The 25993-nt window shown below is 57.3% G+C and carries 23 protein-coding genes; 14 read left to right on the top strand and 9 right to left on the bottom strand.

From position 1 onward, the window contains the following. Nucleotides 1–86: 86 nt before the first annotated feature. A complete protein-coding gene (locus ACRRQW_RS21050; protein WP_438483650.1) occupies nucleotides 87–1499 on the top strand; it encodes an exopolysaccharide biosynthesis polyprenyl glycosylphosphotransferase in 1413 nt (470 codons plus the stop codon). Between the two features lie 80 nt (nucleotides 1500–1579). On the opposite strand, the gene ACRRQW_RS21045 is transcribed toward ACRRQW_RS21050, so the two are convergent. After that, nucleotides 1580–3055, bottom strand: a complete 1476-nt coding sequence (locus ACRRQW_RS21045) for an O-antigen ligase family protein (protein ID WP_438483648.1) — start codon at nucleotides 3053–3055, stop codon at nucleotides 1580–1582. A 207-nt stretch (nucleotides 3056–3262) separates the two neighbouring features. Between ACRRQW_RS21045 and ACRRQW_RS21040 the strand changes: the two genes are divergently transcribed. After that, nucleotides 3263–4615 (top strand): exopolysaccharide biosynthesis polyprenyl glycosylphosphotransferase, encoded by a 1353-nt coding sequence (locus ACRRQW_RS21040; RefSeq protein ID WP_438483646.1) that lies wholly within the window; start codon nucleotides 3263–3265, stop codon nucleotides 4613–4615. Nucleotides 4616–4655: 40 nt separating this feature from the next. Here ACRRQW_RS21040 and ACRRQW_RS21035 read toward each other — a convergent pair whose 3' ends face one another. Next, nucleotides 4656–5330, bottom strand: coding sequence for a hypothetical protein (locus ACRRQW_RS21035; RefSeq protein WP_438483644.1), 675 nt, complete (start codon nucleotides 5328–5330; stop codon nucleotides 4656–4658). A gap of 20 nt (nucleotides 5331–5350) precedes the next feature. Beyond that, nucleotides 5351–6202 (bottom strand): ExeA family protein, encoded by an 852-nt coding sequence (locus tag ACRRQW_RS21030; protein ID WP_438483642.1) that lies wholly within the window; start codon nucleotides 6200–6202, stop codon nucleotides 5351–5353. 78 nt (nucleotides 6203–6280) lie between these two features. Between ACRRQW_RS21030 and ACRRQW_RS21025 the strand changes: the two genes are divergently transcribed. Genes ACRRQW_RS21025 through ACRRQW_RS21015 form a run of 3 tightly spaced genes read left to right on the top strand, consistent with a single transcriptional unit; the run spans nucleotide 6281 to nucleotide 9988 of the window. After that, nucleotides 6281–6583: an FtsB family cell division protein gene (locus ACRRQW_RS21025; protein ID WP_438483641.1), complete on the top strand. Its 303-nt coding sequence runs from the start codon at nucleotides 6281–6283 to the stop codon at nucleotides 6581–6583. A gap of 19 nt (nucleotides 6584–6602) precedes the next feature. After that, the gene (locus tag ACRRQW_RS21020; protein ID WP_438483639.1) at nucleotides 6603–8030 is read left to right on the top strand and encodes a UTP--glucose-1-phosphate uridylyltransferase; all 1428 of its coding nucleotides are present in this window, start codon (nucleotides 6603–6605) and stop codon (nucleotides 8028–8030) included. Between the two features lie 8 nt (nucleotides 8031–8038). After that, entirely contained in the window at nucleotides 8039–9988 is a 1950-nt protein-coding gene (locus ACRRQW_RS21015; protein WP_438483637.1) for a phospho-sugar mutase, read from the top strand. A 150-nt stretch (nucleotides 9989–10138) separates the two neighbouring features. Here ACRRQW_RS21015 and ACRRQW_RS21010 read toward each other — a convergent pair whose 3' ends face one another. From ACRRQW_RS21010 to ACRRQW_RS20990, 5 genes are all read right to left on the bottom strand, one after another. Beyond that, the gene (locus ACRRQW_RS21010) at nucleotides 10139–10525 is read right to left on the bottom strand and encodes a hypothetical protein (RefSeq protein ID WP_438483635.1); all 387 of its coding nucleotides are present in this window, start codon (nucleotides 10523–10525) and stop codon (nucleotides 10139–10141) included. 371 nt (nucleotides 10526–10896) lie between these two features. Next, nucleotides 10897–12330: a pyruvate dehydrogenase complex dihydrolipoamide acetyltransferase gene (locus tag ACRRQW_RS21005; RefSeq protein ID WP_438483633.1), complete on the bottom strand. Its 1434-nt coding sequence runs from the start codon at nucleotides 12328–12330 to the stop codon at nucleotides 10897–10899. Between the two features lie 72 nt (nucleotides 12331–12402). Further along, a complete protein-coding gene (locus ACRRQW_RS21000; protein ID WP_438483631.1) occupies nucleotides 12403–13380 on the bottom strand; it encodes an alpha-ketoacid dehydrogenase subunit beta in 978 nt (325 codons plus the stop codon). 54 nt (nucleotides 13381–13434) lie between these two features. Next, nucleotides 13435–14535 carry a pyruvate dehydrogenase (acetyl-transferring) E1 component subunit alpha gene (gene pdhA, locus ACRRQW_RS20995; protein WP_438483629.1) on the bottom strand — a complete coding sequence of 367 codons (1101 nt, stop codon included), beginning with the start codon at nucleotides 14533–14535 and terminating at the stop codon, nucleotides 13435–13437. Between the two features lie 111 nt (nucleotides 14536–14646). Further along, the gene (locus ACRRQW_RS20990) at nucleotides 14647–15162 is read right to left on the bottom strand and encodes an NUDIX hydrolase (protein ID WP_438483627.1); all 516 of its coding nucleotides are present in this window, start codon (nucleotides 15160–15162) and stop codon (nucleotides 14647–14649) included. Between the two features lie 11 nt (nucleotides 15163–15173). Between ACRRQW_RS20990 and pilM the strand changes: the two genes are divergently transcribed. From pilM to ACRRQW_RS20960, 6 genes are all read left to right on the top strand, one after another. Further along, nucleotides 15174–16847 carry a pilus assembly protein PilM gene (gene pilM / locus ACRRQW_RS20985; RefSeq protein WP_438483625.1) on the top strand — a complete coding sequence of 558 codons (1674 nt, stop codon included), beginning with the start codon at nucleotides 15174–15176 and terminating at the stop codon, nucleotides 16845–16847. Between the two features lie 4 nt (nucleotides 16848–16851). Then, nucleotides 16852–17805, top strand: coding sequence for a hypothetical protein (locus ACRRQW_RS20980; protein ID WP_438483623.1), 954 nt, complete (start codon nucleotides 16852–16854; stop codon nucleotides 17803–17805). Then, nucleotides 17802–18728 carry a hypothetical protein gene (locus tag ACRRQW_RS20975; RefSeq protein WP_438483621.1) on the top strand — a complete coding sequence of 309 codons (927 nt, stop codon included), beginning with the start codon at nucleotides 17802–17804 and terminating at the stop codon, nucleotides 18726–18728. The genes ACRRQW_RS20980 and ACRRQW_RS20975 overlap by 4 nt, the downstream gene beginning before the upstream one ends. An 8-nt stretch (nucleotides 18729–18736) precedes the next feature. Then, entirely contained in the window at nucleotides 18737–21289 is a 2553-nt protein-coding gene (locus tag ACRRQW_RS20970; RefSeq protein WP_438483619.1) for a type II secretory pathway, component PulD, read from the top strand. Between the two features lie 91 nt (nucleotides 21290–21380). Beyond that, nucleotides 21381–22274: a 5'-3' exonuclease gene (locus tag ACRRQW_RS20965; RefSeq protein WP_438483617.1), complete on the top strand. Its 894-nt coding sequence runs from the start codon at nucleotides 21381–21383 to the stop codon at nucleotides 22272–22274. Between the two features lie 24 nt (nucleotides 22275–22298). Then, entirely contained in the window at nucleotides 22299–22511 is a 213-nt protein-coding gene (locus tag ACRRQW_RS20960; protein ID WP_438483615.1) for a hypothetical protein, read from the top strand. Between the two features lie 74 nt (nucleotides 22512–22585). On the opposite strand, the gene ACRRQW_RS20955 is transcribed toward ACRRQW_RS20960, so the two are convergent. Then, nucleotides 22586–23317, bottom strand: coding sequence for a response regulator transcription factor (locus ACRRQW_RS20955; protein ID WP_438483613.1), 732 nt, complete (start codon nucleotides 23315–23317; stop codon nucleotides 22586–22588). A 142-nt stretch (nucleotides 23318–23459) separates the two neighbouring features. Between ACRRQW_RS20955 and ACRRQW_RS20950 the strand changes: the two genes are divergently transcribed. The 3 genes from ACRRQW_RS20950 to ACRRQW_RS20940 are packed head-to-tail and all read left to right on the top strand — an operon-like array spanning nucleotide 23460 to nucleotide 25851. Beyond that, on the top strand, nucleotides 23460–24335 hold the full coding sequence (locus ACRRQW_RS20950; protein ID WP_438483611.1) for a carbon-nitrogen hydrolase: 876 nt from the start codon (nucleotides 23460–23462) through the stop codon (nucleotides 24333–24335). Between the two features lies 1 nt (nucleotide 24336). Continuing rightward, nucleotides 24337–25380, top strand: coding sequence for an agmatine deiminase family protein (locus tag ACRRQW_RS20945; protein ID WP_438483609.1), 1044 nt, complete (start codon nucleotides 24337–24339; stop codon nucleotides 25378–25380). A 12-nt stretch (nucleotides 25381–25392) separates the two neighbouring features. Further along, complete coding sequence (locus tag ACRRQW_RS20940) at nucleotides 25393–25851, top strand: hypothetical protein (RefSeq protein WP_438483607.1); 459 nt, start codon at nucleotides 25393–25395, stop codon at nucleotides 25849–25851. Nucleotides 25852–25993: the final 142 nt, after the last annotated feature.

Genomic DNA, 25993 nt, shown 5'->3' with positions numbered 1-25993 from the left:
GTAAGGCATGCAGCGCTTTAGAGCATGAATGTCAGCGTCTGCGGTCGGGATCACCTTCGAAGCCGTCGTTCGCTCCGTCACCACACATGATAGCCCATCGCTTGCGCGGACTTGTTAACCTGCACATTGCGGCCACCGCATTGGTGTCCGGCGCCATCTTGCTGGCCTATGCGTCGATCTACCGTTATCTGCCTTTTGCAGAACTGAGTTCTGGAGTGAATCTGGTGGGTTATCTGGTTTGCGTCGAACTTGGGATGATCGTCGGATCCCGGCATCTGCATCAGATGGCTTCGCGTTACCATCGTTTTGGCTGGATGGATTCGATTCAGCTTACGGTGCGGCAAATGATCGTGGTTTCGCTCGTGGTGTTTGCGATGACGTTTGCCTTCAAGGATCGCGATATCAGCCGTGTCTTTATCGGCTCTTTTTTGGTGATTAATTGGTGCGCGCTGTTGTTCTTCAATCACAGCCTGCCCAAGGTGCTGGCTCGGATTTTTTTCGAAACATCACACCGGATTCCCACGTTGTTCGTGGGGAGTGAAGGCAGTTTGGCAAAGCTGAAAAACTGGCTGGCTTCCAAGGAGGCGCTTGGGCTGAAACCGGTCGGTTTTGTGACGTTCAGTGGTCATTCGATCGCTCATTCATTTCCGACGTTCGTCGGAGGGGTTGCTGATTTGCCCACTTTGATCGAGGAACGTGCCATTATGCAGGTGGTCGTGCTGGAGATCCCGCGTTCTGCCGGCGAAGGGAGGTTTATCATTGAAACGTGTCAGGCAAAGGGTAGCCGCCTCTTGATCTACAGCAATCTGTCGGATCATTTGCAGTTCCCTTTGGTGACGGTCAACGAGGCCGGCCACCAATTCTATACCCTGCAGGACGAACCGCTGGAGGATCCGCTAAATCGCTTGATGAAGCGCTTGCTTGATATCCTGATTGCGCTGCCTGTGGTGCTATTTGTGCTGCCGCCGCTGGCATTGTTAGTTTGGGCCATGCAAAAAATCCAAGCCCCGGGCCGGGTCTTTTTCTCTCAGGAGCGAACGGGTCACAGCCATCGCGTTTTCCTGCTGCACAAGTTTCGTTCGATGTATGACATTAGGCAGGATTCTGCCGGAGAAGCCAAACAGGCTAGCAAAGGGGATAAGCGTATTTATCCGTTCGGCGAATTTTTGAGGAAGAGCAGTCTCGATGAATTTCCGCAATTTATTAACGTGCTTTTTGGCACCATGAGTGTGGTCGGGCCGCGTCCACATTTAATCGCGCACGACAAGCTTTTCGCCAAGGAAATGAACAGTTACCGCACGCGGTTTTTCGTTAAGCCCGGAATTACCGGTTTGGCGCAATGCAATGGTTTCCGTGGCGAGATCACCGATCCCACATTGCTGCACAAGCGCATCGAATACGATTTGGCTTACATCACCCAGTGGTCGTTATGGTTAGACTTGGAGATTATCATGCGGACGGCCCATCAGATTTTATTTCCGCCAAAGTCGGCTTATTGAGCAGCGTGCGTCAGCTGATTACAGCAGATTTCAACACGATGGGTTTCGTCGATTGCTCAGTGGCCTGTTTTGGGATACCACTAGCCGACAGCCGGATCGCGTGTTGTTTCCGCTGAGGTCTCAAGTTCCAGCCACCGCATCGCGATGATAATTAAGGCGAGCCAAGTGTAGAGCACAGCGGGAGATTGAAATGGAAAATCAAACCAAGCATGTGCCAGCGTTTGGCCTGATCCGATTAAAAGCACAAATACTGGCGAAGACCATTTGGCTCGCTGTTTGATAAAAAAAATCACTACTACGCCGGCACCGAGCAATAAAATCGCGCAACCCACGAGCCCAAGTTCGATTGGAATCTCCAGCCAGTCACTATGCGCATGCCTCCAGAAGAGTTTGCCGTCTTGATAGGCTTCAGGGTATTTATTGATGTAAGCTGGGAAGAGATAGCTGAAGGCCCCTGAACCGACACCACGGCCCCAGTGATCCGAAAGCATTTGTTGAGCCGATTTATGAGCCAGAATGCGGCCCTGCGCGCTCTCCTCTTTTCCTTGTTGGCGGTATAGTTTAGTAAACTTAACCCCGATGTTAGAAAAATCCAAGCTCCGGGCTGTGAATATTGCGATGCCGAGGAATAATCCGATGACCAATAAGTTTACTGTGCTATTTAAGCCGGCTTGCGGCTTCAAACGACCGCGTAGCCAAAGCCACAGGCCGAAGCTCACAAAAAATGCTCCCGCTAAGAGGATGGCTCCCCGAGACAAAATAACCAGCAGCGCCCCGCTTAACAAAATAGCAGCAGCAATAAAGAGACTTGAGGGCGAAGATTTACGCATCTTGGCGATGCGCTGATCTGCCATAATTACGGACATCGTGACTGTGCAGGCGATTAATAGGGAGAAGTAAGCACCTGCGTGATTATGATAGATAAATGTGGCAAACGGCGTCGTGTTGTCGGGCGCCCGAATCAGTCCTAGGATGATTCGATGAAATAACATGTTTTGCGCAAACCCAGCCAACGCCAGCACGCAGGCATTGCTCACCAGTATGATCAACAGGAGTTGGAGCGGGCGTTTCCTTGTAATGCCGATCCATAATGTGCAAACGAGCAACCAGCCTGATGCGTAGATGATCAACTCACGCCACGCATTAAAACGTTCGAACGGGGCTTCGACGCTCGTGGGGAGCCAGGAGATACTTTCAATGCGACGCAGCCACCAAACCTTCTCGTTTTGCTCAAAAGCCCAAGAGGGGTTGAGCCCCTGAATAACAATGTAGACGAGCAGGGCTAGGCCGACCCAGAAAAGCGGGAACTTGAGCAGGCGCGGCCAAGGGCTCAATCGAAACGGCGTGCCACCGGATTGGGCCGAATTATAGTCACGAGGAAGCAATGCGATCGCGAACCCAACGGTCGCGAGGCACAGGCTGATGATCTGCGCCCATGCCCGCGTGCTACCCAACGCCCACGGCAGAAAGCACAGGTGAATCGCCACCGCGGCGACAACGGCTTTCTCGAGCGGGTGGAGTGGCAGTCGTTTCCGTTCAGAACGGAATTTTTGCATCAGTGACGGGTGCGGCGTTTCAGGGCTCACGCAGACGAGTAAGGTGAGGCATTCAAGGAGCGTCGAGGAAGATTCGCGTCAGGAGAATGCTAAGGTATTGGCTGCCAGTTGTTCGGATTGATCCGAACTTGCGGGATCGAGGTCGGTTGCTACGTTCGCTCGCTCATGATTAACAACCGTCACCGTGGACTTGTTCGGATTCACGGCATGATTGTTATTCTGGCGGTCGCCGTTTTCTTTTGGGCCTACGCGGAATTGATCATGCGCTACGTGCCGGTGATTCGGTTGAGTCGCGAGGTTAACTTGGTGCCTTATTTTCTGTGTTTGTTGATCGGGTTGCTACTGGGGAGCGGGCGCATTCGTGCACTTGAGGATAAAATTACTCGACTGACCGGGGCCGAGGCGGCGGGGCTGGCAACCGGCCAGGTGGTGCTGATCGCGCTGGCGCTTTTCACGATGATGTTTGCCACGCTCGATCGAGACATGAGCCGTTTGTTTCTCGGCACGTTTCTCGTCTGGACGTGGCTCGGGCTGACGTGGATTCATCGCGTGCTGCCGAAGGTGCTGGCTGGCGCGCTTTATGGCCGGAGCGAACGTGTGCCGACATTGTTCATCGGGCGTGCGAAGTCGTTACCATTTTTGGAAACCTGGCTCGCGCAACGTTCACACCTCGGGCTGCTTTCGGCGGGTTTTATTTCGCTGGATGGCGAGTCCGCCGTGTCAGCGTTGGATGGGCTCGTGCAAACGCTCGACGAAAAATCTGTCGGGCAGGTGATCTTCATGGATTTACCGGCTGATGAAAATCTCGCGCGTGAAATCATTGGGCGATGCCAAGCCCGGGGCTGCCGGTTGCTGATCCAGCACAAGATTGATGAGATTGTCGGGCATCCGTTGATCTCGGTCGATGAGGGCGGCTATCGTTTCCTCGCGCTTCATCGCGAGCCATTGGAAGAGCCGCTTAATCGGGCGCTGAAGCGCACGTTCGATATTCTGGTCGCGCTGCCTGTTGTAGTGCTGGTGTTACCCGTGTTGATTGCGGTGGTGTGGCTGATTCAGCGCAAACAATCGCCGGGGCCCTTGTTTCATGTGCGGGCTCGCTCGGGAGAAGCGCGCGTCGAGTTTCCGATGCTGAAGTTTCGCTCCATGCACCACGGATCTCGCGATCCTCACGCGGAGGCGCAACAAGCTCAGGCCGGCGACGCCCGCGTGTATCCGCTCGGACGTTTTTTGCGGCGGCATAGCTTGGATGAATTTCCGCAGTTTTGGAATGTGCTCACGGGCGATATGAGCATTGTCGGGCCGCGTCCGGTGATGCCGTTGTTGGACGCGGAATTTGAGCGGCAGGTGAAGGCCTATCGCTCGAAGCATTGGGTGAAGCCAGGAATTACCGGTCTCGCGCAAAGCGAAGGGTTTCGCGGGGAAATCACGACACCGGAAGCGTTGCAGGAACGCATCCGGCTCGATCTTTACTATATCGCGCATTGGTCGATCTGGTTGGATGCGCAAATCACCCTGCGCACGTTTGTGCAGATTTTTAATCCGCCCAAATCTGCTTATTGATGACGCTCGGAAGCGCTCGTGCCTTTGGGTGTTTACGCGACTAAAAATTCCGCGTGTAACGGGATCCGTTTTCTTTCTGGAACGTGAGCGCGCTGGGGGCGATTTCCACAAGTTTGAGACCGAGTTCGTGATCGATGGTGTCACCCGCGCGATAAACTCGATCGTTCATTAAGACTTTGCTGTCGCTCGCCGAGGCGCGGATGCCCGCGATGCGCAAACCTTCAATCACCGCGATCGTCTTCGTGTCCATGCGCGCTGGGCCGACAGGAGTTGGCGGGGGCGGCAGTTTGATTTCCACGGGTAAGATGGTCGTGGCTGCGGAGGGCGTGAGTGTGCTCGCGCTGTTCGTTGCCGGCTCTGCTTGAGCGGAAGCGCTGGAAGCCGGGGTCACGACAGGAACCTTAAACGAGTCCTCAGCTTTGGCGGCAAGTGGCTCCGTGGGTTTAATCGGCGTGGTGGCCGCGCTCGTGATGGATTTTTCAGGCGCCGTTTCGGTGAAAAAGCGCACCGTGAAGACTCCGCCGATGACGACCAATGCTAACACTCCTAGCCCAAGCGCGAGGCGGATCACAAACGAATTAAAGCCAACCGGCTTTTCGCGCCGGATAATCCGCACCGCCGGCTCGTTGTTCGCGCCAGCAGTTGCAGACGGCGTCACGTTCTCGCCGCTGCGTTGGCGTTGGGCTTTTTTGAGGGCTTCGTTGATGAGGCTCATCGGGGAATCTCCGCAGCAGGTTAGTCGGTCAGTTGTTCCAACTCTTTGGAAGCGCGGCGCGCGTCCCAGTAATTGACTTCATCCGAGTCGCGAACGTAGGCGGACAGCAGCGCTTTGTCGCAAAGATTATTGATGATGCGCGGTATGCCGCGACTGACTTTGTGAATGTGCCGCATCGCCCACGAAGTAAAATAAGGTCGCCCGGAGCCACCGGAAACGCTCAGCCGATGTTGGATATAGCGCTCCATTTCATCACGAGCGAAAGGCCGCAATTCGTAGTGAACGAGGATGCGCTGGCGGAGTTGGCGCAGCTCTTCCGCCGCGAGCTTCTCTTTTAACTCTGGCTGGCCGAGCAGCACGATTTGGAGAAGTTTCTGTTTGTCCGTCTCCAAGTTAGAAAGCAGCCGGACTTGTTCGAACACCTCGAAGGAAAGATTCTGCGCCTCGTCGATGATCAACACGATCTCGCGGCCTGATGCGATGCGCTCGAGCAACAACTGGTTCATTTGCGCAACCAGGTCGCTTTTGCTCCGGCCGATGTTGGGTGCGCGGAGTTCCGTGAGGATCGCCTTAAGCATCTGCGTTTCCGTAACGCGCGGATTCAGGATGAGCGCCGTGTCGTATTTTGCAGGATCGAGTTCGTTGAGAAACTTGCGACAAAGCGTTGTTTTGCCGCAGCCCACTTCACCCACCAGCACGATGAATCCCTTCTTTTCCGCCACGCCGTATTTTAAGTGCTGCAGTGCCTCCTGGTGGGTCGCGCTCAGGTAAAGAAACTTCGGGTCCGGCGTGATATGGAACGGCATTTCGGTGAAGCCGTAGAAGCTCTGATACATCGAATGAAAGTATTTGACCGGCAGGATAAAAGGCACGCTAAAACCGCGTGAATTGCCTTTGAAAAACGTTGCTTGAGCTTGCGGTGGCTTCTTTATCTTCGGGCTCTCCCACGGATGAATTTGCGCAACTTGATTATTGGCTTTTACACGGTGCTTTTTATCGCCGTGGGACTTTGGGCCGTGGTCTTTTTCCTGCAAATTCACCGCGACGTCACCGCCATGAAAGCGCAGGAGAAATCCAACCAGCTACGCCTGGCGCAAGCCGAAGCGAAGCTGCTCAAACAGCAGCAATATCTCGACCGGTTGCTGCACGACCCCGCACTCGTGGAGCGAATCATCCGCGAGAAAATGCGTTACGCGCGCGCCAACGAATTTATTTTCCGCTTCGAAGAAGATCCCAACGAAGCCAAGCCCTGACCAATCCTTTTCTCACTCAATGAACCACGACCAACTCATCGCCGCTTACCGAACCGCCGGACAGGAACAGATTTTCGCATTCTGGGACTCGCTTACCGCTGAAGAGCAAACGCAACTCGCTGCTCAGGCCGCCGAAATCGATCTCGCGGAGGTGGATCGCTTAAACCGCACGCTCGTTTTGAAATCTGAGGGCGCGGCGGGCGTTGATCTTTCCGGACTGGCTCCGGCCCCGGTGCAATTTCTCCCGGAAAATGGCGGCGACGTCGCCAAATGGGCTGAGGCAAAAACCAAAGGCGAAGACGCATTGCGCGCCGGTCGCGTTGCGGCGTTTACCGTGGCGGGCGGGCAGGGCACTCGCCTTGGTTACGATGGCCCGAAAGGGACGTTCGCTGTGACACCGCTGAAGAACAAATCACTCTTCCAAGTCTTCGCAGAAAAAATCAAGGCGGTGGGCCTGCGTTACGGGAAGCCATTGCATTGGTTCATCATGACGAGCCACGCCAACCACGAGCAGACGGAATCGTTTTTTACGCAGAATAAATATTTCGGCTTGGACAAAGCTCGCGTGCATTTTTTCCGCCAAGGCCGCATGCCGGCGGTCGATTTCAAGGGCAAGATTCTCCTCGAAACGAAGTCGTCAATCGCGCTCAGCCCGGACGGGCACGGCGGATCACTGCGTGCACTGCATCGCAGCGGCGCGCTCGATCTAATGGAGCGCGAAGGCATCGACACGATCAGCTATTTCCAAGTCGATAATCCCATCGTGCGCTGCGTCGATCCGGCTTTTATCGGGTTTCACCTGCTCGCCGGTTCCGGCATGTCGAGCAAGATGGTGCCGAAAGCTTACGCGGAAGAAAAAGTCGGCCACTTCTGTCTGCAAAACGGCAAAATCGTCGTCATCGAATACAGCGACATGCCAGCGAGCATGCAGAAGGAAACCAACGCCGATGGCTCGCTGCGTTACAGCGCCGGCAGCATTGCGATCCACGTGATCGACCGTGAGTTTGCGCGCCAAATGGCTGCGGGTGGTGAGGGCGTTTCGCTGCCGTTTCACCGGGCAGATAAAAAAATTCCGACTGTCGACGGCGGCGGCAATGCAGTGAAACCCGAGAAGGCCAACGGCGTGAAATTCGAAATGTTCGTGTTCGATGCGCTGCCGTTTGCGAATAATTCAATCGTGATCGAGACGGCTCGCGCGGATGATTTTAGTCCGGTGAAAAACGCAGAAGGCGTCGATTCGCCCAAGACTTCGCGTGAAGATCAACTGCGCCAATTTACACGTTGGTTGAAAGCATCCGGCGCGGCGGTCGAGGCCGACGCTACCGGATTACCGAAAGCGGCGATCGAAGTTTCGCCTTTGTTCGGTTACGATGCGACGACGTTTGCCGAACGCTGGAATCAACTTCCCTACAAACCGGTCGTTAACGACGGCCTTTATCTCGAATAATTACTCCCATGAGCCTCACTGAAAAAGTTTCTCAAGCTGGCAAAGACGGAAAGTTGATGCCGAGCGCCGTCGAAAATCTCATCGCCTGGTCAAATGGCGGCCTGCCCGAGTGGGCGATGCAGAGCATCCACGAGCTGGTCGATCGCGGCGAATGGGCGGAGTTGAATGATCGTTTTTACCGCTACTTGGAATTCGGCACCGGCGGCATGCGCGGTCGCACGATTGGTAAAGTTGCCGCGAAAGGCGAAACCGGCATGCTTTCCGCGAGTGGCAGCCCCGAGCACGCGGGCATTGGTTGCAATATGCTGAATGATTTCACGCTCGTGCGTGCGACGATCGGCCTGCACCGCTACATTTCAAAATACCTCGCGACTGAAAAATTGGTGGTAAAACCCAAGATCGTGATCGCCCACGATGTGCGGCATTTCTCGCGGCACTTCTGCGAGCTTGCCGCGTCGGTGTGGACGAAACTCGGGGGCGAAGCCTACATTTTCGAAGGTCCGCGCTCCACGCCGCAGCTGAGTTTTTCGGTGCGCTATCTGAAGGCGCATACCGGTGTCGTGATTACCGCGAGCCACAATCCGCCGCATGACAACGGCTACAAGGCCTACTTCGTCGATGGCGCCCAGGTGACGCCGCCGCACGACAGTGGCATCATCGCGGAAGTTGACGGCGTGCCGTTGTCTGCGGTGCACGCGTTTCTGAAGACCGATATTTCAAAAGTAGTGACGCTCAAGAAAGACGCGGACGATGCTTACCTCGCGGTCGCGGCGGAAGCCGTGATCGACAAGGAGCTGTTGAAGAAATCCGGTTTGCGCGCCGTCTACACGAACATTCACGGCGTCGGTGGCGTCTCCACGATGCCGTTGCTGAAACAAGTTGGCGTCGATGTCACGCAAGTGCCGGAGCAGGCGGCGTTCGACGCGCGTTTCCCGACGGTGAAATCGCCGAATCCGGAAAATGCTGAGGCACTTTCGCTCGCGGTGGCACTCGCGGAGAAGGGCGGCCAAGACGTCGTGATGGCGACCGATCCCGACAGCGATCGCATGGGCGTCGCCGTGCGTAACAAGGCTGGCAAACTCGAGCTGTTAAGCGGCAATCAAGTCGGCGCGCTGCTCGCGGATTATCGCGTCAACAAATACAAGGAACTCGGCTGGATTCCGAAGGAAGGTTCACAGTCGGCCGCGCTCGTGAAAACATTCGTGACGACGCCGCTGCAAGATGCCGTCGGCAAAGCGCATGGCGTAAAAGTCATCAACACGCTCACGGGCTTCAAATGGATCGCGGGTAAGATGCGCGGTTATGAGGAGAAGTTGGCCAAGGCGATGGGCCCGGGTTTCAACTACGACGCCACGCCGTTCCGCGAACGGGCAAAACTGCTTCAGCAACACAGCACGTTTTACCTTTTCGGCACCGAGGAAAGTTACGGGTATCTGCCGAACGATTCCCTGCGCGACAAGGACGGTAATGCGGCTTGCTTGATGTTCTCCGAGTTGTGCGCGTGGGTGAAATCACGCGGGCTCACCGTGCCGGAATATCTCGACGAAATTTATCTGCGCTGCGGCTTCTACCTCGAAGGAGTGATTAACATTTATTACGAAGGCGCGAGCGGTGCGGCGAAGATCAAGCGCATCCTCGATACCTATCGCTCGGCTCCGCCGACTGCGTTTGGTGATACGAAAGTTACGCGCTTCCAGGACTTCGGCCGCGAGAAATTCTACGATACTGATGGTGAGCAGATTCCGGCGCAGGATCTTTATCTGGTGACGCTGGCAAACGGGTATTCATTTGCCGCGCGCGGTTCAGGCACGGAACCCAAGATGAAATTCTATCTCTTCGCCGAGGAACCCGTGAAGTCAGCGGCCGATTTGCCGAACGCGAAGATGAAGGCCAAGTCCACGCTCGATGCGCTCAAAGCGCTGATCGAAGCCGACGCCCGCAAGCGGGCGGAAGGGTAAGTTCGGCATTTTTCTCAAGGGCATGCCTGCTGCTATCGCGGGCATGCCTTTTTTATTTCCTAAGTTGTGACGACGCGCTGCCGGTTTCGTCGGTGCGGTTTTGCTGTCGGCTCTTCCTGTCGAGGCGAAGCGCGACGCTCGCTCCGCGATTTAGTTTTGTGCGGGCAGAGTAATTTGCAGGTAAGCGCAGGCGGCTTCCCACGTGGAGCAAACCTGGATCGACGGTTTCGTCATGGAGCGGGAAAACAAAATCCCCAGCGCGGTCATCATCGGATCCGACACGAGCACCACCCAGCGGCCTTCGCTAAGCTGATGTTTTTGGATCACGAAATTGGTGAGCGAGCGCACGTCGGAAACACTCGCCGAGGGCGTGCAGGCGGTGAGGTCGGAGATCCCGTTAAAGTTTCGATCGTAAGCGGGATCCGCCCAAAGCCGATTGATGCCGCCGATCACATCGCCAAGTCCCACCTGACCTGAGAAGCGTTGGATGATGGTGCGCTTTTCCACGAGAATGGTGTGTGAATAGCCTGGAAGCACGCGGCGAGCTGATAGGAGCTCGGTATGTGTGACAAACTGTAAACGTCGTTCGCGCGTTTGGATTTCGCGAAAGATGGAAATGAATCTGCTTAATGAGACCGAATTGCGTGAACTAAAAAGAACACACCAGCCACTAACACGAGAAGGACCGCAAGCGAAACGAGCACGATGGTGCGCCGGTGTTTCCGGTCGGCATCTAGCCACGCGTTCTCTTCTTTGCGCTTCCGCTTTGTCGGCATGCGGAGAAAATGAGCTAACTCAAATGGGTGTAAACGCCTATACGCAATAGGGTGTATTTAGGTGGATTTTTTACAAAAAAACGCGCTCCCGAAAGAGCGCGTTGAAGGTGAGAACGAGATGTTGGCGAGCGGTTAAACCAGCAACAGCGCGGGTTTCTCAAGGAGGTCCTTGAGGGCACCGAGGAACTGCGCGCCGAGGGCACCGTCGACGACGCGGTGGTCGCACGAGAGCGTGAGCACGAGCGTCTGGCCGATCACGATTGCACCGTCTTTCACAACCGGCTTGGTGACCGTCGTGCCGACCGCGAGGATCGCGGCGTTGGGCGGGTTGATGATCGCGGAAAACTTCGTGATGCCCATCATCCCAAGGTTGGAAACGCAGAAGGTGCCGCCGGTGAATTCGTCGGGTTTTAGCTTCTTTTCCTTGGCGCGCTTGCCGAGCGGTTTGGCTTCGGCGCTGATTTGGAAGACCGTCTTCGTGTGCGTGTCTTTGATGACCGGCGTGATGAGACCGTCTTCAATCGCGACGGCGAACGAGACGTGTGCGGCGGCGTGATACTGGATGCCGGTGCCGGTCCACGAGGCGTTGACGCCCGGGACGCGGCGCAGGGCTTCCGCGCTCGCTTTGAGGATGAAATCGTTCACGGAGAGCTTTACGCCTTCCTTTTCGAGCGCGCCGTTGAGCTGCTGACGAAGGACGCTGAGCGGTTCGGCATCGAGTTCGATTTCGAGGTAGAAATGTGGGATCTGCGTCTTGGCTTCGAGCAGGCGCTTGGCGATAGTCGCGCGCATGTTGCTCGCGGCGACGGTGCGGGCTTCCTGAATCGGACCTTTCGCGAAGAAACTCGCGCCAGCAGGCAAAGGAGCTGCGGATTTCGCGCTGGCTGCCGAACCAGAAGGCGCGGCGCCAGAGGGCGATTTGAGCTTCGTAGGATCGGCGACGGCGCCGAGGACGTCAGCTTTCACGATGCGACCGCCAGGGCCCGTGCCGACGAGGCGGGATGGGTCGATCTGGTGTTGCGCGGCGACTTTCTTCGCGAGTGGGGAAATCTTAATGCGTTGAGCCGGTCCGGTCACCGCGGGCGCGGTCGTCGCGGGTTTTGCTGCGGCGGCGGGAGCTTGTTCGGCTTTTTCGACGGCGGCTTGTTTCGATTCGTCGGCTGCGTCGGTGTCGTCGGATTCTTCGGCGGCAGGCGCGGCTTCAGTTTTGGCGGGCTTTTCTTCGGGAGCGGCAGCGGCAGTTTTCTTTTCTTCTGCGGCGGGCGCGTCTTCAGCTTTTTTCGCGGCGGGGGCGGCGCCACCGGCGGCGGGAGCATCGACTTTTTCGCCGGCGGTGCCAACGGCGCACAACGGGGCGCCGACGGTCACGACCGAGCCAGCGGGAGCGAAGATTTTGACGATGGTGCCGTCGAAGAACGACTCGAGTTCCATCGTGGCTTTGTCGGTTTCGACTTCAGCGAGCATGTCGCCGGCTTTGACGACGTCGCCTTCGTTTTTGAGCCACTTGACGAGCGTGCCAGTGGACATCGTGTCACTGAGCTTGGGCATGTCGATAATGTTGGCCATAGGATGGGAGATTGAAGTTGGGAGATGAGGGTTGGGATGGGGAACGGCCCGCCCGGAGGTCGGGCCCTACCTTTATTTCAGGACTTCGAGGGCGGCGGCGAAGATGCGCTCGGGGGTCGGGAGTTGGATCTTTTCCAAGGGCGGGCTGTAGATCGCAGGAGCGTCGATGGAGGTGACGCGGCGGATCGGGGCATCGAGATGGTCGAAGGCTTTTTCCTGGATGATACAGGCCAGCATCGCACTGACGGAGCAGAAGGGTTTGGCTTCTTCCACGAGCAGCACGCGGTTGGTTTTACGGACGGAAGCGAGGACGGTCTCCTCGTCAAGCGGACGGATGGAGCGCAGGTCGACGACCTCGGCGTTGATGTTGTGTTTTTCTTTCAACATCTCGGCGGATTTGAGGGCCATCTGGATCGCGCGACCGTGGCCGATGATGGAAATGTCGGTGCCTTGGCGCATGACGTTCGCGAGGCCGAGCGGGATGAGGATGTCGCCGTCTGGAACTTCGCCTTTCTCGCCGTAAAGCATGGTGTTTTCCATAAACATCACGGGGTCGTTATCGCGGATGGCCGATTTCAGGAGGCCTTTCGCGTCAGCGGCGGTCGAGGGAACGACGACCTTGATGCCGGGATGGTAGGCGGCGATCGATTCGGGCGTGTGCGAGTGCGTGGCACCGACATTGGTGCCGCCGTTCGCGGGGCCGCGGATGACGATCGGGCAGTTGATTAAACCACCGGACATATAACGGATGTTGGCGGCGTTATTGAAGATCTGGTCGAACGCGACTGAGTAGAAGCTGAAGAACATCAGTTCCATGACCGGACGCATGCCGAGCATCGCGGAACCTATGCCCATGCCGATGAAGCCGGCTTCGCTGATCGGCGTGTCGACGATGCGCTTCGGGCCGTGCTTGGCGAGGAGGCCTTCGGTGACTTTGTAGGCACCGTTAAATTGGCCGACTTCTTCGCCCATGATGACGACGTTCGGGTCGCGGGTGAGTTCTTCGTCCATCGCGTGGCGGAGAGCTTCGCGGTAAGTGATGAGAGCCATATTCTGAAAAGTTGAGAGCTGAGAGTTGAAAGTTGAGAGCCGGAATCAGCGGGCTCAGTCGAAAAAGAGGCTGCCTTTGGATTTCTTGTCGGCCGGATTATCGACCTCCCAATAGACGTCTTTCTTGATGTCCTCGATGGTCGGGTAGGGGCTTTGCTCGGCGAACTGGGCCGAGGTTTCGGCTTCGGCGCGGGCGGAGTCGTCGATTTGCTTGATCAGTTCTTCCGTCAACGTGCCTTCGGCGGTCAGCGCATTCTGGTAAACCATGATCGGATCTTTCGTGCGCTTGTATTCCTCGATCTCGCTTTTTTCGCGGTAAGTAGAATCCGGATCGGCGACCGAGTGACCGCGGTAACGATACGTGCGGATCTCGAGGACGGTCGGCTTGGATTTGTCGTGCGCGAGCTTGAGGGCGGCGGCGACTTTGTCGCGGACTTCGTAGATGTCGTGACCGTTTTCAACGATGTCCCAGTTCATGCCATAACCTTCGGCGCGGGCGGCGAGGGAAGGACCGGCTGAGGAACGCGCTTGGCTGGTGCCCATGGAGTAACCGTTGTTCTCGATCACGAAAATCACGGGCAAATCCCAGAGCGCGGCCAAATTGTAAGCCTCATGCACCGCGCCTTGATTCACCGCACCGTCGCCCATGAACGCCAACGCGGCGCCTTTGCGACCTTGGTATTTGAGCGCGTAGGCGAGACCGGTGCCGAGCGGGATCTGGCCGCCGACGATGCCGTGGCCGCCCCAGTAATTCCGGCTCGGGTCGAAATAGTGCATCGAGCCGCCTTTGCCTTTGGAGCAACCCGTGTATTTACCGTAGTTCTCCGCCATCATCTCGTTCATGCCCATGCCGACGGCGAGGCCGTGGCCGTGATCGCGGTAAGCGGTAATAATATGGTCGTCGTCGCCCATGACGGACACGACGCCGACGGCGACGGATTCCTGACCGATATAAAGATGCAGAAAGCCGCCGATCTTGCCGCCCGCTTGATAGCTGCGCAGGCAGCGCTCCTCAAAGCGGCGGATGCGCACCATGTCGCGGAAGAGTGCGATTTTCTCGTCATTGCCCAACTTGGCATTGAGCGGCACTTTCTTTGCATCGTAGTTCTCTGCGGCCACTTCGGCCTTCTTGCTGGGAGCGATTTTCTTAGTCACGGGAGAATAGTTTAAGTTTGAAGCAATATTCGGGCGTCAAGTCCCCGTCTTTCATACAAAGGCCGGCGAAGACAAGCGAAAGTTCGTGAAAATTAAACGAACTTCCCGACTTTAAGGATTCGACGCCTGTCCGGCGGTGATCTGTTCGACCACGATTTCGATCGGCGCGACGCTGCAATCCGCCCGCAGCGACACGAAGCCATGCTTATGCTGGTCGAAGATTGGCCAAAGCGCCTTCTTATCGGTCTCCGGAATCGGCAGCGTATCGACCGCCGCGCGTGAGAAAAACGCGAAGGTGCCTTCGACCATATCCGGCGGCAAGGCGCCGATCGGCAGCTTGCAGCGGAAAAGAAACATCAGCCAGTGGTTGTGACCTTGGTAAGCTTTCTCCGCGATCATTGCAAAGAGGTGCAACTGCTCCGTCGTCACCACGAGGCCGGTTTCTTCCTGCGTTTCGCGCACGGCGCATTCGAAAGGTGACTCGCCGGTCGCCATTTCCAATTTTCCACCGATGGGCGTCCACACGCCAAGGTTCGGCTGCTTGGCGCGCAACATAAGGAGCTGCTCGCCGGCGGCATTTTCGATAAAAACCAAGACGCTGATTTTGTAGGGCAGGGCCGAAGACATCACAAAAAAGCGTGACCTTTGAAAAAAGTCCGGCAAACAAATCTCCACACGGGCCGTGTAATACTTTTAAGCCCGTGGTGTTTCGAAGAACAGTAATTGTCGATTGTGGAGCCAGCCGGACGATGCTCGGGATTTTCTCGCGCAAAGGAAACCGACTTCGTCTCGACGATTACGCGGTGGAATTTTTTCCACCCAGCGCGGCGAGCGAAGATCACTGGCTCGAACTCACACGTGACGCGCTGACGGCGCTCGCGAAACGCATCAGGGGCGCGATCGGCTCCGTTGTGCTCGTGCTGCCCCCGCACCTCGCGCTCACGAAGTTGATCAAGACGCCGCGCGTCGACCCGGCCAAGCGCGAGAAAATCATCCGCTTCGAAGCTGAACAAAATATTCCTTACGCGCTGAGCGATGTCGTCTGGGATAGCGTGGTCGTCGGCGAGCGCGCGATTGATTTCGAGATTATGCTCGTGGCCGCGAAACTTGACGCAGTCGTGCCGCTTTGCGCGGCGGTGCAGGCCGTCGGATTTCAGCCGCGCGCGATTTTACCTGCGCCGCTGGCGACGCTCGCGGGGTTTCGTCAACTAGACACCGGGTCGCAGCCGGCTTTGATTCTTAACCTCGGCGCGCGCTCCACGACACTGTTGTTGACGGACGAAAAACGGTTCGTCGCTCGCTCACTGTCGCTCGGCGGCAACGGTGTCACGCAACACATCGCGGAGAGCCAGCACTGCGATCCCGACGAAGCTGAGGCCACTAAAGTCTCTGAACGCAGCACGAATCTGACGACTGCCGCGATGGAGTCGCTCGCGGCGCGCCTCGCGCAGGAAATCACGCGCTCCGTGCTGCATTTTAAACGGCAGAGCGACCTGGAGCAGCCGGCTCGCGTGTATCTGACCGGTGGCGCGGCGCAACTGGCCCGCCTCGCCGACGCGCTCGCGGCCAAACTTAAAGTGCCCGTCGAGCGGCTCGATTGCCTCGGTCTGGTCGAGATTGGCAGCGCGGCTGGAAGAACTGATCTCTCCGAGCATGCGCTGGCGGTGACTGATTTAATCGGCGCCGCGATCACGCAACTTCGCGCCGACCAGCTGACACTGAATCTTTTGCCGCCCACGTTGCGCGGTCATGAAAATTTGCGGCAACGTCAGCCTTGGTTGATTGCTGCTGCCGTGCTCGCGGTCGCCGCGTTAGTGCCGCCGGTGTGGCATGGGCGTAATCTCAACGTCGAAGCGAAAATCAAATCCGTCGCCGTAGAAAGCGAAGTATTACCGCTGCGCCTGCGCGACGCGCGCCTTCGGGAAAATTTGCAGCAACTCGAAGCGTTGAAACTCGAACTGGCCCAGTTATGCAGAGTTTACGATCGACGTGCGAGTTGGCTGAATCTGTTCGCTGATTTGCAGCAGCGTGTCGTGAGCGTCGAAGATGTCTGGCTCGAGAAGCTGCAGGTCATGCCGTCCACCACCGCAGACGCGCCTGTGAAGTTGATCATATCGGGACGCATGCTCGATCAGGCCAATCCGCTTTCGAAGGTGAGCCCGGAAACGTATAACCGTGTGAAGACGCTGCTCGCGAGTTTCGTGGAATCGCCGTTTGTCGCGACAATCGAAGGCGAACGTTTCGACAACAACCAGCCCGGCATCCTTCAATTCGACTTTGTGCTCGTGGCCGACCCGCAACGCCCGCTCTGACGCGATGATCTGGTTTAAACAAAATCCGCTGTTCGCAATCGTTCTGTTGTTCGTAGTGGTCGCGATCAGCGCGGAAGCGTGGTTATGGTGTGACGGTCATGCGCAGGGGAAAAAAGCCCTCGCGAATCTCGCTCAGCAAACTCAGGAGCGCGACTGGCTCGCGGCGCAAAAACCTGCGTTGAGCAAAGAAAACGAAACTGCGATCGCCGAGGAACTCGTAGCGACAAAAAAGAATCTCGCAGAACTTCGCGCCGCGCTCGCCGGCAAAGATGAGCGGCTGCTCGCTGTGCCGCTGCCTGCGCAGGCGATCGATTTGTATTTCGACATCGCGGCGTTTGTGGAGCGCACGCGGGCACTCGCCGGTCGCGCGCAAGTCGTCATCAAACCGGACGAACGTTTCAGCTTCGCCTCGCATGCCAACGAAGGCCCGGAACTTGATTTGGTGCCGGCCGTGTTTCGTCAGCGCTTGCTCGCGCAATACATCATCGAGGCGTTGATCGAAGCACGCCCGCTCGCGTTGTTGTCGATCCAGCGCGAGCGTCCGATGAGCGCTGCTGCACGTGCGCAGCGCAATCAGCCGGTCGATCCGAGCACTCATCCCGCGACGACAAACTCAGCTTCCGCAAATATCAGTGGACACCCCACCGACTTTTTCGAAATTGACCGAGCGCTTTCATTGCGCGTGCTGGCGCGAATTGAGAGCGATGCGTTCAAGGTCGAGTTCACCGGGCAGACGCCGTCGCTGCGGGCGTTTCTCAACACGCTCGTCGAATTTCGACTACCGCTGATTGTGCGCAGCGTCGAGGTCGAGCCGCTCGGTCGTGAAGGGTCGGTGGCTGGGGCGGGAACTCCCGAAGCCGCCGCGCCGGTGCCGCTCGTCACGCAGAATTTCTCGAAATTCTCAGTCGTCGTCGAATTGGTCTCGTTCCTTGTCACGCCCGAGCCGCCCGCCCCATGAGCCATTTTTTCAAAGCCAACTACGAGAAATTGCTGTGCGCTTTCGCCGGGTTGTTGGTGGCGGGCAGCGGATATTTTATCTGGCGGGAACAAGCGGCGACGCGCCGCGTGCGCCAGCAGGCGGTCACCGCGCAACTCTCCGGTGCGGCCTACACGCGCGCCGACCTCAAACCACTAGAAACCGTCGCCGCGAACTGGCCAAAAGCCGCGCCGCAGTCCTCTGGCAGCGGCTGGCTCTATGAAGTCTTCACTCCACCGGTGATTTATTACAACCCGCTCGCGAAATCATTTACGGTGACGCCGCCGCGTTTCGGCAATGAAGTCGGCGATCTCCAATTCGGCCTCGAATTGCTCGCGGTCAAACTGGAGCCGTTTCGCCTGCAACTGGTCGGTTACTTCGGTTTGACCGGCGATTATCTCGCAGCGTTTGTGAGCCCGCAGCAACCGGAGACGTTGCTGGCGAGGGAAGGGAAGCGCTTCGAAAAACTCGGGCTTACGCTGAAAAGTTTTGACGTGAAAAAAGTTGTCGTCGCACACCACGACGCGTGGCCCGTTTACGATATCGCCGGGCTGGCTGTATTGCAGGACGAGAAAATCGGTGCCGACATCGTGCTCGATAGCCGCGAACGAAAACTTACCGATACGCCGATCGCCGTGCTAAAGTTGCTCACGGGCGACGGCAAACCGCGCGAAGTGCGCGAAGGCGATACATTCTCCGACGACGTTACGATGTATCGCGTCGAACGCATCCAAATCGAGCCCGCTGAAGTGGTCATTGCGCGTCTGACGCCGGGCTTACCGGTGCCGGAAACCAAAGTGCTTCATCCCACCACCAGTGGCGATGCGCATGGCGCCGCGAAGCCAGCGACCTCGCAAAAGTTTCCCGCACATACCTTCACGGGCCTCGTCACGAATCGCCCATAATTTTTCGCATGAATCGCAACGCCCGGTATTTTACACTCACAGTTGGCTTGGCTGCTTCTCTCGCCGTGGCTGGCTTTGCGCGATTGCAGGCTGAGCCTGATGTCGCGGAAACGAAGATTCGCCTGCTCTCCGATGCCCTGCTCGCACGCGATAGCGGCGATATCGAGCGCGCTCGCAAAAATCTCCAGCAACTGCTCGCGATCACGCCCAACGACGAAACCGTGAAACGCCTGCTCGCAAGCTTGGATCGGTTGCCACAACCGACAGTCACCGTGTCGGGCGCGATCGTCAGCACGTCGCCAGCGAGCGAAGTCAGCGAAGTGGACGAACTCGCTCGCGCCGAGGAGCAACGCCTCAACGCGCTGATCGAAGCCGCTAGCGTCGCCGCGCGCGAAGCCCGCGCGTTGGAGAAAGACCAGCGTTTCAGCCAAGCCCTCGCGACGGTCGAGCGCGCAGCGAGCGCCTTGCCTGAAAACAATCTCACGCAACCTGCCGCCGCCGAACTCACCGCCGTGAAAGCAGAAATTTTAATCGCTCAGGAAAAGCATCTCGCGAGTTCCGAGCGAGCCGCGCCACCTTCCGTTATCACGCCGTCAACGACAAGCGTGCCGGGGGTGGCCACTTCAGTGCAAACCCCGCCCGCCGCGTCAGCCTCGAGCGAGGTGGCAGGATTGGTCGTGCGTGGGCGCAGCCAATACCTCGCGGGCGATTCTGCGGCGGCGTTGGAGACTTTTGAACGCGTCACGGCGGTCGAGCCCGCTCACTCCGACGCGCTTTATTTTATCGAGCGCATCCAACGCGAACAAGTGACTGCCGCTTCAGATCGCGAGCGCACGAGTGCGCGGATGATTGGCGAGGTGAATAGCGCGTGGCAGCGTCCAGGAGTTTTCACCGAGCGCACGCCAGGTGCCGCCGTAGTCGCAGGCCCTTCGCCGTTTTTGGAGAAACTGAATTCGATCGTGCTGCCGAGCGTGAATTTCAGCGGCATGGAGCTTAGCCGCGTCGTGAATACGCTAAGCGTGATCTCGGAGGAGTTCGACAATTCCGGCAGCACGCCCAAAGGCGTGAACGTGGTGTTGCTCGACCCGACTGGCACGAATCCGACGGTTAATATCACGTTGCGCAATTTGCCACTGAAGCGCGTGCTCGATTTTATCACCGACTCCGTGGGCTACCAATATGAGGTGCAGGCCGATGCTGTCGTAGTGCGTCCCGGTGGCGAGCAATCCGCCATGGACACCCAGTTTTTTGCAATCTCGCGTTCGACGGTGTTGCGCATGTCGGGCAAAGGTGGTGCTTCCGGCGCGTCGACCGTCGACCCGCTCACCGGTGCGACGACTTCGGCTAACAGTGCGGACGTAGCGAAAGAAGGGCAGGATATCCGCACCTTCCTGCAACTTGCCGGCGTGAATTTCGACGACGTGAAGGGAAGTTCGCTCGCCTTCGATGGCTCGCAACTCATCGCCACGCAAACGCCGCGCAACCTCGAACGCATCCGAAATATTTTGAACCGCTACAACGATGTTAGGCAGGTCGAGATCGAAGCGAAGTTTATGGAAGTCCAACAAGGCGCGCTCGACGAAATTGGAGTGCAGTGGAATGTGCGCAACCAACGCGCCACGAGTTCGCAGGCTTACTCGACCGGTGACGGCGTGAATCGTGCGCTGCGAGATGCCTTTCGTAGTTCGGGCACGACTTCTTCGGGCAGCATTGTCCGCCCTGACGAGCCTGGCTTGCCAATAGTGAACACGCCGCCGCTGATTCCTGGCACGAACAATATTGGGCTCGGGGCTGGCGCGCTTGGAAATATTGTCGGAGCGATCGGTCAGTTCGACGTGAATGCCGTCGTGCGCGCGCTTTCTCAAAAAACGGGCACGGAGCTTTTGAGCGCGCCAAAACTCACCGTGCTTTCTGGTAACGCCGCGACGATCACGGTGGCGCAAGAATTACGTTACCCGCAATCCTACGGACAGGTGCAAAGTCAGGTCGGCACGGGCAGCGCGAGCGGCGGTGGCTCGGCGGGCGTCGCGATTACGGCCGGCACGCCGCAGGAATTCGCCACGCGCAACGTGGGCGTGGAATTGAAAGTCACGCCGACAGTCGAGGAGGATGATTACAGCATCAGTCTGGATTTGAACCCGAAGGTCACGGAGTTCGAAGGCTTCGTGGAATACGGCGGCCAGAGCATCGCGATTTCGGGGAGCACGACAGTTACGGTGCCTTCAGGCTTTTATCAGCCGATTTTCGGCGTCCGCGAAATGAATACCAAAGTCACGATTTGGGACGGAGCCACGCTCGTGATGGGTGGCCTGACGCGCGAAGACGTGAAAAAAGTGAACGACAAGGTTCCTGTGTTGGGCAGTTTGCCGGGCATCGGTCGGCTTTTCCGCAGTCAAGGCGAGAGCACGCAGAAGCGAAACCTACTGATTTTCGTGACTGCTAATTTGGTAAGCCCGGGCGGCTCGTTGAAAAAGCAATCGGTGCAAGGCGTCGCGCCGGGCACACTGTATCAAAATCCGACGATCGTGACGCCGGAAGGCAGCGCGCCGCGCGGCAAGTGATTCGTCAACCAGCTTGGCTCGCGACTGCGCGCCATTGAGCGTGCGGTGATTTTGGTTTACCCGACGCGGGGAGCGCGATTGCGTCGACGGCATGGCGAAATGGTTGTTGGTGGATGGTTACAATATGGCGTTCCGTGCGTTTTACGGAATGCCCGAGCTGACTCGCGCGGATGGATTTCCCACGGGCGCGATGCATGGTTGGATCAAGACGTTGTGGCATTTGAAAGATCGCGAGAAACCAGATGGTGGCATGCTGGTGTTTTTCGACTTGGGTGGATCGCAGGATCGGTTGCTGCTGCATCCCGAATACAAAGCGCAGCGCAAGGAGACACCCGAGGCTTTGGAGAAGCAGATGCCGTTGATCAAACAGCTCACGCGTTCCATGGGGTTAGTTGGCGTCGAACTGGATGGCGTTGAATCCGACGATCTCGTGGCGGCACAGGCGCGCATGCTCGCCGCAGCGGGTCACGACGTGCTTATCGTGAGCGCGGACAAGGATTTTGCACAGTGCGTGGATGAACGGATTAAGATTTTGCTGCCACCGCCGACCGCGAATCCGAAACTTGGTTGGCGCGTGCTCGATATCGCGGGAGTGCTCGACAAGTTCGGAGTCGCGCCGGTGCGTATCGCCGAATACCTCGCGCTCATCGGCGACGTTTCCGATAACATTCCCGGGGTGAAAGGCGTGGGCGCGAAGACCGCGACGAAGTGGTTCGCTGAACATCAGACACTCGAAGGTATCATCGGGGCTGCGGCGCAAAGTCAGTTAAAACCGGAACGTTTCCGCGAAGCGGTCGTGGCGCAGGCGGAGAATTTGAGGCGTAATTTGAAGCTGACGACGCTGCGCACCGAGTCGCCGTTGACGCATGTGGCGCCGGGTGAGCCGAATACAGTAGAAATTTTTGCGCTGCTGGAATCGTTGGAAATGCGCTCAAGCTTGGAAGACGCGCGTAAACGCTACACCGGCCAAACCGAATTATTTTAACCTGCTCTTTAACTCATCCGAACTATGGACAAGAAAGCCGTCATGAAAAAAATCGTGGATAAACTTGGTCGCGACAAAGCCGTCGACCTCGTCACGCAGGCTTACAACACGGAATTGTTGACGACCCATTTGAGTCGTCTGGCGGATCCGGAAAAGAAGTTGGGTGGCTACAAATCCCGCGACCACTTGGGCGACGCATTGGAACGCGTGAGCGAAGTGTGCGATTTGACGAGTTAAGTTGGATTTTTGGGCATGAAAAAGGCGCGGTGGATTACCGCGCCTCGTAGTTGGAGTGATTTATCGGCAAACGATTACTTTGGTGGTTCGAAGATGTAGCCGATGCCGTGGACGGTCTTGAAGGCGTCGAGCGTGAGCCCGTTTTGCTCGAACGCGGAACGCACTTTCACGATGTATTGGTCGAGCGAGCGGCTGCGGACGTCGGCGTGAATTCCCCAGACGGAATGAATGAGTTCCTTGCGGGTGATGACTACCCCGACGTGGGAATTGAGGTAGGCGAGGATGCCGAGTTCCTTACGACCGATTTTGTGCACGGCTTTATTCGGAAACTGAATTTCCAAACGCTCCGGATGAACGACCGCACCGAGAAAAGGAAAAGGGCTGTCGGTGGTGCGGACGTTTTTCGTGACGTTGTAATCAGTCTTGGCCTCGGTGCGGCGAAGCACGGCGTTGATCCGCGCCACAAGCTCGGCGTAACTGAAAGGCTTGGTGATGTAGTCATCGCCGCCCATGTTGAGGCCTTTGACTTTGTCGGCTTCAATGGCACTGCCGGTCAGGAAAATCGCGGGGATGTTGATGTCCTCTTCTTTCAGCTGAGTGAAAAGCTCGAAACCGGACGTGTCTGGCAAATTGAGATCAAGCAGGACGAGGTTCGCAAAGTTGTGCTGGAGAAAACGCAGCGCAGGAGCGGAGCGGTTATACACTTGGACGTTCATGCCGGCATTTTCGAGATGCTGGGCAATTAACTTGGCCAACTCTGTCTCGTCTTCGACAACAACAATCAGCGGGCGGGGTTCTGCGCACATAAGTTGAGTGAGTGGGTGGGAACGGACGCGTTTTTTACAATTATGGCGGCGCTTGTAAAGCCTTGTTACAGCGAGATGAAGAATGAGTGTCAGGCTCAGAGATTTCTTGTCATTCGCGGCGAGTGCCATTCGCTTCGTCGCGATGAAAGTCACCCTCGGACTTCTGCAGCATGCCTGCTCCGCAAACCCTGCGGAAAACCTCAAGAAAACCCTCGCGCTGACCGAACAGGCGGCGAAGAAGGGTGCGAAGATCATTTGCACCCAAGAGCTCTTCCGCTCGCAGTATTTCTGCCAGGCGGAAGACCACGAGTATTTCAAGCTCGCCGAGCCGATCGACGGCCCGACAACGAAGGCTTTTCAGAAGCTCGCGAAGAAATACAAGGTCGTGATCATCGCGTCGCTTTTCGAGAAGCGCGCGTCTGGTCTCTATCACAATACGGCCGTGATCATCGATGCCGATGGCACGCTGCTCGGCATCTACCGTAAGTCGCACATTCCGGACGACCCGCTGTTCTACGAGAAATTCTACTTCACGCCTGGCGACACCGGCTTCAAGGCGTGGGACACCAAATACGGCAAGATCGGCGTGCTCATTTGCTGGGATCAATGGTATCCGGAAGGCGCGCGCCTCACGGCGATGGCCGGCGCGGAAATCCTTTTTTATCCGACCGCGATTGGCTGGCATCCGAAGGAAAAAGCCGAATATGGCGTCAACCAGCACGGTGCGTGGGAAACGATTCAGCGTTCGCACGCCGTCGCCAACGGTTGTTATGTCGCCTCGATCAATCGCATCGGACTCGAACAACCCATCGGAGGGGACGGCCTCGAGTTTTGGGGGCAAAGTTTCGTCGCGGGCACGAGCGGCCAGATTCTCGCGAAGGCAAGTGCGGATAAGGAAGAGATTCTCATCGTGCCGGTGGAGTTGGACAAGGTCGACACCACGCGCACGCACTGGCCATTCTTGCGCGATCGCCGCATCGATATCTACGGCGACCTGACGAAACGTTTCCGCGACTAATATGGCCGCCGCAAAAATGCCAACCGCACTCGGATTCCGTATGCCGGCCGAGTGGGAGTCGCAAGTGGCCGTGTGGCTCTCGTGGCCGCACAATCTGAAAACGTGGCCGGGCCAGTTTCGCCCGATCCCGAAAGTGTTCGCAGGGATCGTCGCGCAAATCAGCCGCTTCGAAGAAGTGCGCATCAACTGTGCCGTGAAACTCCAGCCGCGCGCGAAGCGCTTGTGCGAACTCGCCGCCGCCGACATGACGCGCGTGACGTTCTACAATCACCCGACCAATGACGCGTGGTGTCGCGATCACGGCCCGATCTTCGTTAAGAACGACAAGACCGGCGAGGTCGCCGTGACCGATTGGGTGCATAATGCGTGGGGCGGCAAATACCCGCCTTACGACCTCGATAACAAGATCCCGCCCAGCATTGCGAAGAAGCTAGGGCTGCGTCGTTTCGAGAACGACATGATTCTCGAGGGCGGTTCGATCGACGTGAATGGCGACGGCCTCTTGCTCACGAGCGAACAGTGTTTGCTCAACAAGAACCGCAACCCGCATCTCACGCGTGAACAGATCGAGCAGAACCTGAAAGATTATCTCGGCGTGAAGCAGGTGCTGTGGGTGGGTGAGGGGATTGTCGGCGACGACACCGACGGCCACATCGACGACATCACGCGCTTCTACAAAGCCGACGGTTTCGTGACCGTCGTTGAAAAAAACAAACGCGATCCGAATCACAAGTTGCTCGAAGACGTGTTGGAGCGACTGAAGGCGATGCGCACGCCGTCGGGCAAGAAATTCGACATCGTGACGCTGCCGATGCCGAAGCCGTTTGGTTTCCAAGGTCAGCAAGTGCCGGCGAGCTACGCGAATTTTCTCATCATCAACGGCGCCGTGCTCGTGCCGCAGTTCCGTCAAAAGAAACTCGATGCGGAAGTGTGCGAGATTCTCGGTGACTGCTTCAAGGGCCGCGAGATCGTGCCGATCGATTGCTACGAACTCATCTGGGGCCTCGGCACGTTGCATTGCATTTCGCAGCAGCAGCCCGCTTAAGGTTTCATTTTTATGCGTTCACTTGCTTTTGTTTTGATTGCTCTGGTGGCGTTGGTCAGTGGCTGCGAATCAGTGTCGACGCGCGTTCAGGATCGTTTTTCGGGCGTGCCGCCGCAGGTGCGTTACTACGCGGCGGACAGCAAAGACGTTTACGATGCCGGCATCAAAGCGGTGAAGTCGCTGGAATTGAACCTAGGACGCACCTCCCGCAGCAACGGCACGATTGAGGCCTACAACTCGATTCGGGCGGGCGACGCGATTCACGACACGCGGCAGACATCGATGCGTTTGCAGATTTTCCCGGCCGATGGCGGCGAAACCAAGGTAGAGCTTCTCGTCACCGAAGCCACGGAAGGCAGCTTCCCTGGAGGGGTCAGCGAGCAACAGCTGCGTGTGCATAGTCTTTATGAGCTGTATTTTGGGGCATTGCAGCGCCAGTTGCTGGAAGCCGGCACTCTGAAGAAACTGTAACCGTTTTGATAAGGTAGGGGCGGTTATCCTTAACCGCCCTTTTTTTTGCGTCCGCGAATCGATCCGTCGAGGGCGATTCGACGGTTAAGATAACCGTCCCTAACTCCTAATTTTCTCTTGCCGGAGTGACGGCCTTTCGAGA

Origin of the sequence: Oleiharenicola lentus (genome assembly GCF_051660365.1) — a bacterium.
GTDB classification, from domain to species: Bacteria; Verrucomicrobiota; Verrucomicrobiia; order Opitutales; family Opitutaceae; genus Lacunisphaera; species Lacunisphaera lenta_A.
This window is presented reverse-complemented; position numbering and strand designations above follow the sequence as displayed.